The 15,288-nt window shown below is 62.0% G+C and carries 15 protein-coding genes and 2 tRNA genes; 11 read left to right on the forward strand and 6 right to left on the reverse strand.

What is annotated here, in order from left to right; genetic code table 11:
• Positions 1 to 58: 58 nt before the first annotated feature.
• Entirely contained in the window at positions 59 to 730 is a 672-nt protein-coding gene (locus tag J3A64_RS04760; RefSeq protein ID WP_011775068.1) for a hypothetical protein, read from the forward strand.
• Here J3A64_RS04760 and J3A64_RS04765 read toward each other — a convergent pair.
• Complete coding sequence (locus J3A64_RS04765; protein ID WP_286176172.1) at positions 727 to 1,215, reverse strand: globin; 489 nt, start codon at positions 1,213 to 1,215, stop codon at positions 727 to 729. The two genes, J3A64_RS04760 and J3A64_RS04765, sit on opposite strands and share 4 nt — an antisense overlap.
• Positions 1,208 to 1,909, reverse strand: coding sequence for a mechanosensitive ion channel family protein (locus J3A64_RS04770; RefSeq protein WP_011775066.1), 702 nt, complete (start codon positions 1,907 to 1,909; stop codon positions 1,208 to 1,210). Before J3A64_RS04770 ends, J3A64_RS04765 begins: the two co-directional genes overlap by 8 nt.
• A gap of 87 nt (positions 1,910 to 1,996) precedes the next feature.
• Here J3A64_RS04770 and J3A64_RS04775 point away from each other — a divergent pair, with 87 nt between their 5' ends.
• On the forward strand, positions 1,997 to 3,010 hold the full coding sequence (locus J3A64_RS04775; protein WP_210063718.1) for an NAD-dependent epimerase/dehydratase family protein: 1,014 nt from the start codon (positions 1,997 to 1,999) through the stop codon (positions 3,008 to 3,010).
• Here the strand turns inward: J3A64_RS04775 and J3A64_RS04780 are convergent.
• Both J3A64_RS04780 and pepN read right to left on the reverse strand, forming a co-directional pair.
• Positions 3,007 to 3,486, reverse strand: a complete 480-nt coding sequence (locus J3A64_RS04780) for an OsmC family protein (protein ID WP_011775064.1) — start codon at positions 3,484 to 3,486, stop codon at positions 3,007 to 3,009. The two genes, J3A64_RS04775 and J3A64_RS04780, sit on opposite strands and share 4 nt — an antisense overlap.
• Before the next feature lie 59 nt (positions 3,487 to 3,545).
• Complete coding sequence (gene pepN / locus J3A64_RS04785; RefSeq protein WP_374100558.1) at positions 3,546 to 6,146, reverse strand: aminopeptidase N; 2,601 nt, start codon at positions 6,144 to 6,146, stop codon at positions 3,546 to 3,548.
• Between the two features lie 93 nt (positions 6,147 to 6,239).
• Between pepN and J3A64_RS04790 the strand changes: the two genes are divergently transcribed.
• From J3A64_RS04790 to J3A64_RS04800, 3 genes are read left to right on the forward strand one after another with little or no spacing between them, the layout of a single operon-like run.
• Complete coding sequence (locus J3A64_RS04790; RefSeq protein WP_210063719.1) at positions 6,240 to 7,244, forward strand: hypothetical protein; 1,005 nt, start codon at positions 6,240 to 6,242, stop codon at positions 7,242 to 7,244.
• A 44-nt stretch (positions 7,245 to 7,288) separates the two neighbouring features.
• The gene (locus J3A64_RS04795) at positions 7,289 to 7,807 is read left to right on the forward strand and encodes a ribose-5-phosphate isomerase (RefSeq protein ID WP_210063720.1); all 519 of its coding nucleotides are present in this window, start codon (positions 7,289 to 7,291) and stop codon (positions 7,805 to 7,807) included.
• Positions 7,807 to 8,694, forward strand: a complete 888-nt coding sequence (locus tag J3A64_RS04800) for an Fpg/Nei family DNA glycosylase (protein ID WP_011775061.1) — start codon at positions 7,807 to 7,809, stop codon at positions 8,692 to 8,694. The genes J3A64_RS04795 and J3A64_RS04800 overlap by 1 nt, the downstream gene beginning before the upstream one ends.
• Positions 8,695 to 8,758: 64 nt before the next feature.
• Here the strand turns inward: J3A64_RS04800 and J3A64_RS04805 are convergent.
• Positions 8,759 to 8,832, reverse strand: a tRNA-Gly gene (locus J3A64_RS04805).
• Positions 8,833 to 8,960: 128 nt separating this feature from the next.
• Between J3A64_RS04805 and J3A64_RS04810 the strand changes: the two genes are divergently transcribed.
• From J3A64_RS04810 to J3A64_RS04835, 6 genes are all read left to right on the forward strand, one after another.
• Positions 8,961 to 9,035 (forward strand) — tRNA-Pro (locus J3A64_RS04810).
• 69 nt (positions 9,036 to 9,104) lie between these two features.
• On the forward strand, positions 9,105 to 10,487 hold the full coding sequence (gene tig, locus J3A64_RS04815; protein ID WP_011775060.1) for a trigger factor: 1,383 nt from the start codon (positions 9,105 to 9,107) through the stop codon (positions 10,485 to 10,487).
• A gap of 220 nt (positions 10,488 to 10,707) precedes the next feature.
• Complete coding sequence (locus tag J3A64_RS04820) at positions 10,708 to 11,319, forward strand: ATP-dependent Clp protease proteolytic subunit (RefSeq protein WP_014922040.1); 612 nt, start codon at positions 10,708 to 10,710, stop codon at positions 11,317 to 11,319.
• 39 nt (positions 11,320 to 11,358) lie between these two features.
• A complete protein-coding gene (locus tag J3A64_RS04825) occupies positions 11,359 to 12,018 on the forward strand; it encodes an ATP-dependent Clp protease proteolytic subunit (protein WP_011775058.1) in 660 nt (219 codons plus the stop codon).
• Positions 12,019 to 12,200: 182 nt separating this feature from the next.
• Positions 12,201 to 13,490, forward strand: a complete 1,290-nt coding sequence (clpX, locus tag J3A64_RS04830) for an ATP-dependent Clp protease ATP-binding subunit ClpX (protein ID WP_026005788.1) — start codon at positions 12,201 to 12,203, stop codon at positions 13,488 to 13,490.
• 92 nt (positions 13,491 to 13,582) lie between these two features.
• On the forward strand, positions 13,583 to 14,227 hold the full coding sequence (locus J3A64_RS04835) for a DsbA family protein (protein ID WP_210063721.1): 645 nt from the start codon (positions 13,583 to 13,585) through the stop codon (positions 14,225 to 14,227).
• 10 nt (positions 14,228 to 14,237) lie between these two features.
• On the opposite strand, the gene J3A64_RS04840 is transcribed toward J3A64_RS04835, so the two are convergent.
• Positions 14,238 to 15,113, reverse strand: a complete 876-nt coding sequence (locus tag J3A64_RS04840; RefSeq protein ID WP_043470365.1) for an Fpg/Nei family DNA glycosylase — start codon at positions 15,111 to 15,113, stop codon at positions 14,238 to 14,240.
• Positions 15,114 to 15,288 lie beyond the last annotated feature (175 nt).

Here is a 15,288-nt window from a genome sequence, read left to right on the forward strand (position 1 = left end):
GACTTTAGACGGCACCCCAACCCCTCTCAACCGGAGACATGCCGGTAGAGTCGATGATGTGACAGACGTCTTGACCCAGTCCTTCCGCTTCGCCGATCCTCGTGACCTCGCTGACCTGCGTACTTTCGTCACCCGGGCTAAGAGCATTGACGACGGCGCTATCCGGCTTCAGGCCGCGGGCAATGTCCTGGCCTCCTACGTGTGTGTCCTGAGGCCCCGCATTCTGGGCGAATCGACGCCTACAATCCTTGGCCTGCGAACCATGGCCCTCGCTGAGCCTGCCCAAGCCGACGTCACCGTGACTCTCGCGTCGGTCATGGACCGGTTGGCCCGGTCCGGGGCTGAAGATGTGGAACTGCCCATCCCGCCGTCCACCGTTTCTGAGTCGTGGGCGGGCGTTGGTGCGCCACGGAACGGCTGGGAAGCCCAAGGGACAGTTCTCGACGCCGACCTCAAGGCAGCCGCGGAAGCCGGCATTGCGGAGGTGGCTGGTGTCGTTCCCGCTTTGGCAGGAGCAGCGGTGGTCAACACCGCGAGGGCGGCAGTGTGGGGCCGGGAGCTGCCCGGCCTGGATGAACTGCCGGCAGGTGCGGCCTTCGCCGCTTTCGCGTTGGGTTTCCTGGGCGAGGGCGAGCAGAAGGTCTTCCGCAATGGCCGCTGGTTCCGCCTGAGCGGTCCCCGCGGCCATGTGCTGGTCCGGACCGGAGCAGGTTTGGGACTCGGTTTCTAGGCCCTAGCCTCGGGGCCGGCCGATGGGCTGTTGATCATGGTCAGCGCTGCCCGTTCCATGTAGTCCCACAAAGTGCCCTCATGCAACGGTGAGAGCTCCAGGGAGTCCACAGCCGTCCGCATGTGGAACAACCAGCGGTCCTTGGCTTCCGGAGTCACCCTGAAGGGCATGTGGCGCATGCGGAGCCGGGGATGGCCCCGTTCTTCGCCGTAGGTGGTGGGACCACCCCAGTACTGTTCCAGGAACATGAGGAAGCGGCGCTTTGCCGGCTCCAGGTCCTCTTCCGGGTACATGGGCCGGAGCAACGAATCCGTGGCAACGCCGTCGTAAAAGACATCGATGAGCTTGACGAACGTTTCATGGCCGCCAACTGCTGCGTAGAAGCTGTCCGTGTAGGCGGGCTGGCTAAAGGGGTCGTTCTGCATCAGCTGGCGTCGGGGCCCAGCCCCCGGCGCTGGTGTTTGCCCGGCTTCGGTGTTACTCATTGGACTTCTCCTCGGCTTTGGTGACGCGCGGTGCGCCTGCTGTCACGGGCGCAGCTGCCGCAGCGCCGGGCTCATCGGTGGTGTCCGGTGTTTCCAACGGTACGTAGTCGCCCTGTGAGCGGTTGCCCACGCGGAGGATTTCGCCGTTGCGCAGGTACCAGATGGCTCCGTCCTCAGCGCGGACCCGCGTAATGCGCAGGCCCACCGATTCAACGGTACCAATCACTTCGCTGGTGACGATCACATCGCCGATCCCGTACTGGTCCTCAATGGTGATGAAGATCCCCGCGAGGAAGTCGCGGATCAACTGCTGGGCGCCGAAGCCGATGGCAACACCCAGGATGCCGACGCTGGTCAGCAGGGGAGCGACGTCTACGTTCATGTATTTGAGGACGTAGATGATCACGATCACCACCACCACAACGCTGACCAAGCTTGTCAGCAGTGAACCGATGGTCTCGGCCCGCTGTGATCGTCGTTCATGGTCCAGCGCACGGATGGCGGGTTGCACCCATTTGAAGTGCGGCTTTTTGAAAAACGAACTGCCCGCGGACACCCGTCTCGTGATCCGCAGGATGATGAACCGTGCAACGATCCACACAGCCAGGCCTACACCCACTGTGATGAGGATCGACATGAGATCGATTTTTTCGGGTTCGATGTTGATGGTTTCCGCCAGGGGGATGGAGGTCAAGGTGGAATAGCTCCTTGTCGTCGGCCCGTGTTCGCCGGGCGCGGAACACTCTGTCCACCTACAACCCTAGCGCCGTAGCGTGACGGTATGCGCATCCTGGTGTTGGGCGGTACCGCCTTCCTTTCAGCAGAAATCGCCCGGCAGGCTGTAGCTGCCGGGCATGACGTCACCTGTTTAGCGCGCGGAAGTTCAGCAAACCCGCCCGACGGCGTCACCTGGGTCAGGGGCGACCGCGCCGCTGGTGCCGCGGCCTTCGCGGGGGTTGGGGGCGGCTGGGATGAAGTGGTGGACGTCTCACGGGATCCCGTGCAGGCCCGTGTGGCACTGGACGTGCTGGGTCCGGCCGCCGCTCATTGGACGTTCGTCTCAAGTTGCTCCGTGTACGCGGATGCCTCGGTTCCTGGCGCAGATGAGACCGCGGCACTTCTGGAGCCCTTGCCGGAAGGTCAGGCAGGCACCCCGGACACGTACGGCGAGTCCAAATCAGCGATCGAGCAGATGACGCTGGCCACGGTGGGAGCGAAGGCGCATATCGTTCGATCGGGTCTCATTGGCGGACCGGGGGACGGTACTGACAGATACGGTTACTGGCCGGCCCGATTCGCTGCGAACACTGACACGGTGCTGGTACCGGACATCCCGGATGACGCTACGCAGATCATTGATGTCCGGGACTTGGCGGCGTGGATCCTGCAATCCGCTGAGGAAGGATTGACGGGGACCTACAACGCCCTGGGAGACGTGGTGCGGTTCGAGGACTACATCGCCGAGTCGAGGCGTGCTGCTGAAACCGCAGTGGGTGATGGAGCGGCTCAGGATGTTATCCGGCCTGACGAAGATTGGCTCGTGCGCCACGGCGTCGACTACTGGGCGGGCCCGGATTCTCTGCCACTGTGGTTGCCGGCGGACCACGATGGCTTCCAGGCGCGGACAAACCAAGCGGCACGTGAGCGGGGCATGGTCTTGCGGCCGTGGCAGGAAACGCTCATGGCAACGCTCGAGGACGAGAAACAGCGGGGTCTGGAAAGGGTACGCAAAGCAGGTCTGAGCCGTGACACCGAACAAAGGCTCGTGGCACTGTGGCGGCTTGAGGAGCGTTAGGCTGCTGCCGCCGTCGTGGTTGGCTCGTGGAGTACCGGGAAGTTGACGCTGCGGGCGATGAAGCAGACCTGGTTGGCTTCATGATGTAGCTGCGGTACAAGGCTTGCGTGGGCGGGATCGGCAATGGTGACGTGCGGCTTCAGGGTGACACTATCGAATTGGCCGCTGCCGTCCCGGTTGAGCATCATGAGGCCTTCGGCGTTGTCCTCATAGCCGGTGACAACCACGCCGTGTTTGACCGCCACGTGCAGGAAGGACAACATGTGGCATTGCGAGAGCGCGGCAAGTAGTAGTTGCTCCGGGTTGTAGCGTGCCCGGTCGCCGTGGAACGTGGGGTCGGCTGATCCCTTTAACGTGGGCAACCCGCTGATCTCAACGTCGTGGTCCCGTGAGTATCCCCGATAGCTGGCCGTACCTTCGCCGAGGTTTCCAGTCCAGCGGACGGTAAGAGCGTAGTGGTGTTCGTTGAGGCCCATGCGGACAGTTTAGCCATGGAGCGAAAACTGTCCGCATGGGCCCGATGGAACCGCAGGGCTTAGACGTCCGATGCCCGTGCACGCAGGGCACGGGCCACGCCGTCGCGGTTTTCCAGCATCATGCGGCGCAGAGCTGCACTCTCCTCCGGGAGTCCTGCCAGGAACTCGTCGGTACGGTCTACCGTGGCCTGCATAGTGAGCTGTGCAGGGTAAAGACCCACCACGATCTGCTGGGCCAAGGCGTGTGTTCGTTCCTCGACGATTCCGGGCACTGCTTCGAAATACTTCTCCGCGAAAGGCTCCAACAAGGCAGTGTCCGCCACACGCATGAAGCCGGCCACAGCTGAGGCTTGCAAGGCGTTGGAGAGGTCTCCCTTGACCACGATGGAATCCCAAGCTGCTGCCTTGGCCTCCGGGGTGGGGATGGCCGCTGTGGCTAGGGCTGCGGCGTTCTGGCCGTTGGAGGTGTTGTCGCGGGCGAGTTCTTCGTCGATCCGCGCCTGATCCTGCCGTCCGCCGGCCACGAGGGCCGTGAGGAGTTCCCAGCGCATGTCCTGGTCAATAGTGAGGCCTTGGAGGGTCTCCGTACCCTCCAAGAGGGCCTGGATACGGTCAAACTGTCCGGCGCTGCGTGCCAGCTGAGCGAATGACTTGGCGAACTGCAGCTGGGCATCCGATCCCGCCGCAGCGGACGAAGCGAGCTCCCACAGTGTGTCTGCGGCCGCGATCGTCGAGGCAAGCTTGTGCTCGGCTGCCACGTAATACGTCAACGTGGTGGCGAGTTGGCGCAGCTGGACCAGGATCACCGAGGAGTCCGTTTCCGAGGCGATGTTCGCCAGGATCAGTTCCACGTAGCCGCGGGCGGGGGTTTCGCCGTCGCGGGCAGCGTCCCAGGCCGAACCCCAGACCAAGGTGCGGGGCAGGCTGGCGGCGAAGTCCTTCAGGTGGGCCTTGGCTGTGGCGAGGGAGTGCTCGTCGAGGCGGACCTTAGCGTAGGCGAGGTCGTCATCGTTCAACAGGATCAGGTCCGGCCGGGAGAGTCCGGCAAGGGCGGGGACTTCGGTGCGGGGCCCGTCGACGTCGAGTTCCTCGCGGTGGGTGCGCTCCAGCTTGCCTTCCCCGGAGAGCGTGTAGAAGCCGACAGCGAGGCGGTGCGGGCGGAGAGTGGGCTGTTCGTCGATTGCGGTTTGCAGGATCGCGAAATCGGTGATGGTGCCATCGGCGTCGACGGTCAGCTCCGGGGCGAGGGTGTTCACTCCGGCGGTTTCAAGCCACAGCTTGCCCCAGGCGTCCAGGTCGCGGCCACTGGCGGCTTCGAGCTCAACCATGAGATCCGCGAGCTCGGTGTTCTTCCACGCGTGCTTGGCGAAGTATGTGCGGACACCGGCCATGAACTGTTCCGGGCCCACCCACGCCACCAATTGCCGCAGTACGGAAGCGCCTTTGGCATAGGTGATGCCGTCGAAGTTAACCTCGACGTCTTCAAGGTTGTTGATCTCGGCGAAGATCGGGTGCGTGGTGGGCAGCTGGTCCTGCTTGTAGGCCCAGGACTTTTCCACGGAGGCGAACGTTGTCCAGGCCCGGTCGAATTCCGTGTTCTCAACAGCGGCCAAGTGAGACATGTATTCAGCAAAGGACTCGTTGAGCCAGAGGTCGTTCCACCAGCGCATGGTCACCAGGTCCCCGAACCACATGTGCGCCAGTTCGTGCAGGACGGTGATGGCACGGCGCTCAATCTGAGCGCCTGTGACCTTTCCGCGGAAGACATAGCCTTCCAGGATGGTCACTGCACCGGCATTTTCCATGGCTCCGGCGTTGAACTCCGGCACGAAGAGCTGGTCGTATTTCTCGAAGGGGTACGGGAAGCCGAACTGTGCCTCGAAGAACTCGAAGCCTTGGCGGGTCAGCTCGAAGATGTTGTCCGCATCGAGGTACTGCATGAGGGACTTACGGGCAAATACTCCCAACGGGATCACCCGGCCGTCGGAGCTGGTGACCTCGGCGCGAACTGATTGGTAAGGTCCGGCGATCAAAGCCGTGACGTAGGAGGACAGGCGCGGGGTGGGCGTGAATTCCCACACGGAGCGGGCGCCGCCGTCCTCACCGGGCGCGGTCTCGGACGGAAGCGGAGTGGGCGAGTTGGAGATAACGTCCCAGTGCGACGGCGCAGTGACCGTGAACGTGAAGCTTGCTTTCAGGTCGGGCTGCTCAAAGACGGCGAACATGCGCCGGGAGTCCGGAACCTCGAACTGCGTGTAGAGGTAAACCTCACCGTCAACAGGGTCAACGAAGCGGTGGAGGCCCTCGCCGGTGTTCATATAGGGAGCATCTGCCACCACCACGAGTTCGTTGTCCGCGGCCAGGTCCGGGAGCTGGATTCGGACGCCGTCAGAGACTTCGGCGGGGTCCAGGTCGGTGCCGTTCAACGTAACGCTGTGGACCGCTGCCGTGATGGCGTCGATGAACGTTGACGATCCCGGTGCCGCGGAGAACTTTACGACGGTGGTGGAGCCGAAGGTCTCTGCTCCCTGGGTCAGGTCCAAGGTGACGTTGTACGACTCGACGTTGAGCAGTTCGGCGCGGTTAGCGGCTTCTTCGCGCGTGAGATTCAGGCCTGGCAAGTGGTGCCTCCGGAGATTTTGGGATGGCCGGTCCGTCATGGCCGGTCGCTGGTGTGAAGCCATTCTTTCACTCCAGGCCGGGAAGGCAAGGAGTGAGCACCACAGTGTCGCCCCACGGAGTAGCGTTGGATTATGGCATCGTTCCGGGACACTCTCGATTTCCGCGCACTGAGGTTTGCGGTTGCCTTTCCGCTGCTGCTTGCCATCGGGTTCGTGGTGTGCGCCCAGATGCTGCGCAACGATCTCCCCAACCCGGTAGCCGTGATGTGGAACGCCGACGGCGGGACGTCCTTCGCGCCTTTCGGTGCCTATGTAACCGGCGGCGCCGCCCTCATCATTTTCTGCGGTTGGGCGGTCTTCCTTCAAGCGGTTTCGATTTCCCGGCCGGTGGTGATGCGGCGCGTCATGATGGGCGTGGGCCTCATGGTGAGCCTGTTCATCACCACGGTGTTGGCGGCCGGCCTGGTGGGCCAATCCGGGCTGGCGGATGCCCGAGAGTCCCACGTTGACCCGATCGTGCTGGCCATGGGCAGTGGTGCCGCCGTGGCCTTGGGTGTCGTCATGATGTTCGCTTTCAAACCGGACCCGCGATGGACACGGGAAGATGATGTCGCCCTCCAAGAAGAGCTGCGCCTTCTGGAAGACCCCGATCTTGCCCGCGACACCCTCCGCTTGTGGGTGCATGCCCGGAGCTCTGTGTTCGTCATGATCATCGTGTCGGCGCTGTTCCCCGCTGCGCTGATAGCGGTGGCGGTCCCATGGCTCGGTGCCTTGGTGGCAGTGGCAGCGCTGATTGGTGCAGGGTTCCTGTTCGCGCGCGTGCGGGCGGACAGGGGAGGGCTGCAGGTGTTCGCCGGCGGGATCGTGCGCGTCCTGACGGTACCCGCCGTCGACATCGCTGCGGCAGCCCCCGCTGACGTAAAGGCCGCAGATTATGGCGGGTGGGGGTGGCGGCATCACGACGACGCAACCGCAATGCTGGTCAGCAGCGGCCCGGCCGTCGTCGTAAGGAAACTTAACGGAGGCCGGGTGGCACTCAGTGCAGGGACCCACGCGTCCGCGGACAAACTCGCCGGGGTTCTCAACAGGGCCGCGCACCGGGCCCACGGCGACGGACCGGCCCAACAACCCGGGTAGCGGTACCCTAGGTAGCGCATCCCTTATCGCCGCGCCCCGGCCATATGCCGTACCGGCGCGCCAGAAAGAATGGACTTCCTGTGACAACACCCCGCGTCCACATTGCTACCGACCACGCCGGCATGGAACTCAGTGCCCACCTGGTCAGCCACCTCACGGCCAAAGGCTACGAAGTGGTGGATCACGGGCCCAAGGAGTACGACGCCCTGGACGACTACCCCTCGTTCTGCATCAATGCCGGCCTTGCGGTGGTGGCGGACCAGAAAGCCGGTGTGCACGCTCTTGGCATCGTGCTGGGCGGCTCAGGCAACGGGGAACAAATTGCTGCCAACAAGGTCAACGGCGTCCGCGCTGCGCTGGCTTGGAACCTCTCCACAGCTAAGTTGGCCCGCGAGCACAATGACGCCAACGTCGTAGCTGTTGGCGGACGCCAGCACACCGTTGAAGAAGCCACTGAGCTCATTGAAGCCTTCCTGCAGGAACCGTTCAGCAACGACGAACGCCACGTTCGCCGAATCGGAAAAATCGCGGTGTACGAAACCACCGGCGAGATCGTCGAGTAGTGCCCGAGGGGCATTCGGTCCATAGGCTGGCCCGCCAATTCCAGGATGTTTTTGGCGGCCGGCCGTTGGACGTTTCCAGCCCGCAAGGCAGGTTCGCTGCCGGCGCGGAGCTACTCACCGGGCACATCATGGTGGATGCTGCTGCCCATGGAAAGCAGCTCTTTCTCAGGTTCGACCACCAGCTATTCCTTCACGTCCATCTGGGCCTCTACGGTGCATGGAGCTTTGGCGGTGACAGCTCCTTTACGGGAGCTTCCAGCATCGGGGCTCCGCGTCGTATCGGCGAACGGGAAAGCGGCTCAGCTGCCGACGACGGCGAGTACTCAGGGCCGCCCGCGCCGGTAGGCGCCGTCCGTGTCCGCTTGGTCTCAGACCATGGCTGGGCTGATCTCCGTGGTGCCACGACGTGCGCGGCAATCACCTCTGCCGAGGCCGCGGCCGTGCTGGACCGTTTGGGGCCCGATCCGCTACACAACCGCCCGGGGGACCGGGATGAGTTCATTCGACGCCTGCGTCGACGCAAAACGGCCGTAGCACTGCTGATGATGGACCAGTCGGTACTGGCCGGTGTCGGCAACATCTATCGGGCCGAGGTGCTGTTCCGGCAAGCGGTCGATCCGTGGACGCCGGGGAGCAGCATCGATGTGGAAACCGCTGGCCGCCTCTGGGACGACACTGTGGACACCATGTCCGACGGCGTCCGTGACGGACGGATTGTTACGACGCCATCCACTCTGTGGACCGGCGGCGGTGCTGCAGCGCCCGACGCCGATGCCCACTTTGTGTATAAGCGTGACGGCATGCCCTGCCGGGCCTGCGGAACGCTGGTGGGGATGACGGAAATCGGTGCACGCAAGCTGTACTGGTGTCCCGGCTGCCAAATATAGGCTTTTTCCGAACGTTGCGATGAAGCAAGAAGCGCCCCGATCCATGGATCGGGGCCCTTCTTCGTGGAGGGGACGACGGGAATCGAACCCGCGTAATCAGTTTGGAAGACTGAGGCTTTACCATTAAGCTACGTCCCCAGGACGGATATCCTTGTTCAGGACATCTTCCCGGTGGCTGTTGAAGCCGGGTACAACTAAACCTAATTCCGGCGGCAGTGTCAAATGTGCATTCTTGGCTTACTTCCCCGTAGACTGTCCTGTGCATTCGGGGTGTAGCTCAGCTTGGCTAGAGCGCCTGCTTTGGGAGCAGGAAGTCGCAGGTTCAAATCCTGTCACCCCGACTCTGTGTTTGTGTCCGCTTCAGGGACACGACAGAACCCCATACCCACAAATTCAGGAGTACTTAGACTGTGAAGAGCGCTGTCGAGAACCTCACCGCAACGCGGGTCAAGCTCAACGTTGAGGTTCCCTTTGAGGAACTGAAGCCGAGCATCGATGCCGCGTACAAGACCGTTGCTTCGCAGATCCAGGTTCCCGGATTCCGCAAGGGCAAAGTTCCCTCCAAGCTGATCGACCAGCGCGTTGGCCGTGGCTACGTTCTGGAGACCGCCATCAACGATGGCCTCAACGGCTGGTACCAGGCTGCAGTTCAGGAAACCGGCGTACGCCCCCTGAGCCGTCCCGAGGTTGAAATCACCGAGGTTCCGGACCCGTCCGCAACCGATGGCGAGCTCAAGTTCCAGGTTGAGATCGATGTCCGCCCTGAGATCGAGCTGCCCGACTACGCCGGCATCAAGGTTGAGGTTGCCGCTGCTGAGTCCTCCGAAGCTGACGTGGACAAGTCCCTGGACGAGCTGCGCGGCCGCTTCGGCACGCTGAAGTCCGTTGAACGTCCTGCCAAGAACGATGACTTCCTGACCATCGACATCACCGCCACCATCGATGGCGAAGACATCGATTCCGCTGCCGGCCTTTCTTACCAGGTCGGCGCCGGCACCATGCTCGAAGGCCTCGACGAAGCCGTGACCGGCCTCTCTGCCGACGAAGAAGCAATCTTCGAGACCACACTGGTTGGCGGCGACCATGCCGGCGAATCCGCGCAGGTGAAGGTTGTTGTCAAGGCTGTCAAGGAGCGCGAGCTCCCCGAAGCGAACGACGACTTTGCTCAGCTCGCCTCCGAGTTCGACACCCTTGCCGAACTCCGTGAGGATCTCGCCAAGCAGGCTGCCGACTCCAAGGTCGTCGAGCAGGGTGTTGAAGCTCGCGACAAGGTTCTTGACAAGCTCGTTGAGCTGGTTGAGGTTCCGGTTCCGGACTCCGTGGTTGAAGAGCAGATCGAAGCTCACTTCAACCCGGAGAACGCACACGGCGAAGGTGACCACGACACCGAGGAGCACCGCGCCGAGGTCAAGGCCAACACCGAGCGCGCCTTCCAGAACGAGATCATCCTCGACGCCATTGCGGACAAGGAAGAAGTAGACGTCAGCCAGAACGAGCTGATCGACTACATCGTCACCACCGCAAGCCAGTACGGCATGGACCCCAACCAGTTCGCACAGATCATTGATCAGAGCGGCCAGGTTCCCATGATGGTTTCCGAGGTTCGCCGCCGCAAGGCCCTGGCCGTTGTGCTGGGTCAGGCAGAGGTAGTCGACTCCGAGGGCAACAAGGTTGACCTCACCGACTTCGTCCGCCCCGCAGGCGAAGCAGCAGCCGAAGAGGCTGCAGCTGGTGAAGCGAACGAAGAAGCTGACGTTGTCGCAAGCGACGACCCCGCAGCAGTGAAGTTCTAGTTCACGACTTCAAACCGGCCCCGGATCTCTGATCCGGGGCCGGTTTGCTTTAAGGCTGAACTTCGACGTTGAACGCAGACGTGCGCCGTCAGCGAACAGTGCGATTTCGGCGAACAAATCGCCCGTGAAAACGGTTAGTGTCCAAGTAGTGAAGTTCAGTGAGGTCACTGGCACCAGCGAGAGGTAAGTACTTATGTCACAGCAATCAGAGGCTCCCCGGATGGCAACTGTCGATCCCGCAGCCCAGGACAACTACATCTACAACCGCCTGCTGAAAGAGCGCATCATCTGGCTCGGCTCTGAAGTCCGTGACGAGAACGCCAACGCCATCTGCTCGCAGCTCCTCCTCCTCTCGGCCGAGGACCCGGAGAAGGACATCTACCTGTACATCAACTCCCCGGGTGGTTCCGTGACGGCCGGCATGGCTATCTACGACACCATGCAGTTCATCCCGAACGATGTGGTCACCGTGGCAACCGGTCTTGCAGCGTCCATGGGTCAGTTCCTCCTTTCCTCCGGAACCAAGGGAAAGCGTTACGCCACACCCAACGCCCGCATCCTGATGCACCAGCCCTCGGGCGGCATCGGCGGCACGGCCTCGGACATCAAGATCCAGGCGGAACTCATCCTGCACATGAAGAAGGTCATGGCTGAGCTCACTGCGGAGCAGACCGGGCAGTCCGTGGAAACCATCCTCAAGGACAACGACCGCGACAAGTGGTTCACGGCCACTGAAGCCCTGGAATACGGCTTCTTCGACAAGATCTCGGCGCACGCCGGTTCTGTTGCAGGCGGCGGCGGAACGGCCAACCAGTCGAACTCCGAAAACTAACCGGCACAAAGAACCACTGAAACCCCAGGAGTAAAGAACATGAACTACAACTTCGGATGGTCTGCCGGTAATCTCCCGTCCAGCCGTTACGTCCTGCCCCAGTTCGAGGAGCGCACGCCCTACGGCTTCAAGCGCCAGGACCCGTACACCAAGCTGTTCGAGGACCGCATCATCTTCCTTGGCGTCCAGGTTGACGACGCGTCCGCCGACGACATCATGGCCCAGCTGCTGGTCTTGGAATCGACTGACCCGGACCGGGACATCACCCTGTACATCAACTCTCCGGGTGGCTCGTTCACTGCAATGACGGCCATCTACGACACCATGCAGTACATCCGACCGGAGATCCAGACGGTGTGCCTGGGGCAGGCGGCCAGCGCGGCTGCCGTGCTGCTCGCCGCTGGTACGCCCGGCAAGCGTCTGGCCCTGCCGAACGCCCGCGTGCTGATCCACCAGCCGGCTCTCTCGGGTGGCCAGGGCGGCCAGGCTTCGGACCTCGAGATCCAGGCCGCGGAAGTCATGCGCATGCGCACCTGGCTTGAGGACACGTTGGCGCACCACTCGGGCCGTACGTCCGAGCAGGTCAACAACGACATCGAGCGAGACAAGATCCTGACCGCTGCGGACGCCCTGAGCTACGGTCTTATTGACCAGGTTCTGGACTCCCGTAAGATCAAGCCCCAGGCAATCGCCCGGTAGCGCACGGATTACGACGCCGGTGCGGTTCACGAAATATGGACCGCACCGGCGTTCTGTTTCCACCCAAGCAGCCCATTGTGACCTAGAGTGGATGTTGTCACGGTGGTGCCAACCGCGGCGTGGCCGCACACTTGAGTACGGCGCGGAGCCGCATTACCCGCATGCAACGAAGGGATTCCCACATGGCTCGGATTGGCGAGAGCACGGATCTGCTGAAGTGTTCTTTCTGCGGAAAGAGCCAGAAGCAGGTACGCAAGCTGATTGCCGGGCCCGGTGTCTACATCTGCGATGAGTGCATCGAGCTTTGCAACGAGATCATCGAAGAGGAACTTGCTGAAGTTTCCGATCTCGGTAGCTTCGAACTGCCCAAGCCGCGTGAGATCTTCGACTTCCTGCAGGAATACGTCATCGGCCAGGAGCCCGCCAAACGCTCGCTGGCAGTAGCGGTCTATAACCACTACAAGCGCATTCAGGCCGGCCATGCCCCAAAGGCCGGAAGCCTCGGCGAAGGCTCCCACCACGAGGACGTGGAGATCGCTAAATCAAACATCCTCCTGATCGGCCCAACAGGCTGCGGTAAGACCTACCTGGCCCAGACACTGGCCCGTCGCCTCAACGTGCCGTTCGCCGTTGCTGATGCCACTGCGTTGACGGAAGCCGGCTACGTTGGCGAGGACGTAGAGAACATCCTGCTCAAGCTCATCCAGGCTGCTGACTACGACGTCAAGAAGGCCGAGCAAGGCATCATCTACATCGACGAAATCGACAAGATCTCCCGGAAGAGCGAGAACCCGTCGATCACCCGAGACGTATCCGGCGAAGGTGTACAGCAGGCTCTCCTGAAGATTCTTGAGGGCACTGTGGCTTCCGTTCCCCCTCAGGGCGGCAGGAAGCATCCGCATCAGGAGTTCATCCAGATCGACACCACCAACGTCCTCTTCATTGTGGCCGGTGCCTTTGCCGGGCTGGAAGACATCATTGGTTCGCGATCCGGGCGCAAGGGCATCGGATTCGGTGCACCGCTCAACGAGGCCCGGGACAACGTGGATACCTATGGCGAAGTTATGCCGGAAGATCTGCTCAAGTTCGGCCTCATTCCGGAATTCATTGGGCGTCTGCCTGTAATCACCACCGTGTCCAGCCTGGACCGGCCGGCACTGATCCAAATTCTCTCCACGCCAAAGAACGCCCTGGTGAAGCAATACCAGAAGATGTTCCAGTTGGACGGCGTGGAGCTGCAATTCGATGACGACGCCTTGGATGCCATAGCGGACCAGGCGCTTGAGCGTGGCACAGGTGCTCGTGGCCTCCGGGCCATCATGGAAGACGTGCTGCTGCCTGTCATGTTCGATCTTCCCAGCAGGGACGACATCGCAACCGTGGTGATCACGGCAGACGTGGTCGCCAAGAAGGCCCAGCCCACCATGATCGCCCACGACGTCGTCGCGAAGCGCCGGAATAAGTCGGCTTAACCTCCTGTTGGCCTAAACGAGACGTGGTTCCCAGGATGTAGTTCTCAAGGGGCCGACGTCGTGCCATTACACACCCCTCAGAGGAGTTCCCTGTGCCCGAACAGACTGCGCCAGAACAGCTTGCGTCCGAAGAGAACGTCAACAAGGCTGACTTCTGGTTCGACCCCGTATGCCCCTTCGCGTGGATCACGTCCCGCTGGATCGGTGAGGTGGAGCAGGTGCGCGGCATCGAGACCGAATGGCACGTCATGAGCCTTTCAGTACTCAATGAGGGCCGCGACCTCCCCGAAAATTACCGGGCCATGATGGACGACAGCTGGGGTCCCGTTCGGGTCATCATTGCCGCCCAGGAGCTCCACGGCAGCAGCTACGTCAAGCCCTTGTATGACGCCATGGGGGAGCAGATCCACCACGAGGGTAACAAGGACCGCGCTTCGGTGATCCAGAAGGCCCTCGCCGAGACCGGGCTGCCCGCTGACCTGGCACGCTTTGCAGGCTCAGATGAATACGATGCCCAGCTGCGCGCCAGCCACGACGCCGGTATTTCACTGGTGGGCCAGGATGTTGGAACTCCCGTGGTAGCCGTTAACGGCACGGCGTTCTTCGGTCCTGTCCTTACCCGGATTCCCCGGGGTGAAGAAGCAGGAAAGCTCTGGGACGCCACGGTGACTTTGGCTGCTTACCCCCACTTCTTCGAGCTGAAGCGCAGCCGAACTGAAAGCCCTGAATTCAACTAGCGGTTAGCTTCTACTTCAGGAACCTTGAGGTTCTTCGGTCGGCGAGGATCTTCCCGTTGGTCTGGCATGTAGGGCAATACTGAAGTGAGGTGTCCGCAAAGGACACCTCACGGACGGTATCTCCACACACCGGACAAGGCTGGCCGGTCCTGGCATGCACCCGGAAATTGCTGCGCTTGGTGTCCTTAAGCTCGCTGGACGGCTTGCCGGCTGCCGCGTTGACGGCACCCACCAGGACCTCCTGCATGGCCGCATATAGCCTGGCCACCGTCGCCTGGTCCAAAGACTTGGCGGTGGCAAAGGGGGAAATCCTGGCGGCGTGGAGAATCTCGTCGCTGTAAGCGTTGCCGATGCCAGCGATCACGCTCTGGCTGCGCAGCAGGCCCTTGATCTGCTGTGAGCTCGATCCGAGGATTCCTGCCAGCGCGTCCAGGTCAAAATCGGGGCTGAGGGGCTCCGGTCCCAGCGTGGCTATTCCCGGAACGTCCTGAGGATCCTTCACTACGTAGATGGCGAGGCTTTTCTTGGTTCCCGCTTCCGTCAGATCCACGCCGATATGGGCGTCGTCGGCAGGCCGGTGGAGCAGGAGCCGTGCTGAGATGTTGCTCTTGCCCATGCGCAAACCGGCTGAGGACGGGTGTTCGGTATACCTGACCCACCCGGCCTTGGCCAGATGGAACACGAAGAACAGGCCGTCAGCGTCGATGCACACGAATTTTCCGATGCGCTTGGCACCAAGAATGGTCCTACCTTCAAGGGCTGTGTAGGGGGGATCCGCCGTCTTGAGTGCAGAGAAGGAGTTGATTCGGACCTCGGTCAGCACAGCTCCGTGGAGTTGGGTGTCCAAGTACATGCACAGGCCGTGCACTTCGGGGAGTTCCGGCATGGTCAATACTCTGCCACAGGATGCTCTTCCACCGCAGGAGAACTACAGGTTTGTAGTTCTTTCAAAGCCCTTGTGCATCGTCCTCGGCGGGACAACAATAGTTCTTACCCACTTCGAAAGAAGAGGGACACGGAAACCAAAGATTCAGTGATTGCAACCAACGCAGCCTTTGGCA

The organism is Pseudarthrobacter sp. PvP004, assembly GCF_017876035.1.
GTDB lineage: Bacteria > Actinomycetota > Actinomycetes > Actinomycetales > Micrococcaceae > Arthrobacter > Arthrobacter aurescens_A.

Excerpts from the sequence above, each read along its gene's own strand:
- J3A64_RS04780 (WP_011775064.1), bottom strand. The coding sequence starts at position 3,486 with ATGGGCCTCAACGAACACCACTACGCTCTTACCGTCCGCTGGACTGGA.
- J3A64_RS04765 (WP_286176172.1), bottom strand. The coding sequence starts at position 1,215 with ATGAGTAACACCGAAGCCGGGCAAACACCAGCGCCGGGGGCTGGGCCC.
- J3A64_RS04775 (WP_210063718.1), top strand. The coding sequence starts at position 1,997 with ATGCGCATCCTGGTGTTGGGCGGTACCGCCTTCCTTTCAGCAGAAATC.
- J3A64_RS04790 (WP_210063719.1), top strand. The coding sequence starts at position 6,240 with ATGGCATCGTTCCGGGACACTCTCGATTTCCGCGCACTGAGGTTTGCG.
- J3A64_RS04820 (WP_014922040.1), top strand. The coding sequence starts at position 10,708 with ATGGCAACTGTCGATCCCGCAGCCCAGGACAACTACATCTACAACCGC.
- clpX (WP_026005788.1), top strand. The coding sequence starts at position 12,201 with ATGGCTCGGATTGGCGAGAGCACGGATCTGCTGAAGTGTTCTTTCTGC.
- J3A64_RS04840 (WP_043470365.1), bottom strand. The coding sequence starts at position 15,113 with ATGCCGGAACTCCCCGAAGTGCACGGCCTGTGCATGTACTTGGACACC.
- J3A64_RS04795 (WP_210063720.1), top strand. The coding sequence starts at position 7,289 with ATGCCGTACCGGCGCGCCAGAAAGAATGGACTTCCTGTGACAACACCC.
- J3A64_RS04825 (WP_011775058.1), top strand. The coding sequence starts at position 11,359 with ATGAACTACAACTTCGGATGGTCTGCCGGTAATCTCCCGTCCAGCCGT.
- pepN (WP_374100558.1), bottom strand. The coding sequence starts at position 6,146 with ATGACGGACCGGCCATCCCAAAATCTCCGGAGGCACCACTTGCCAGGC.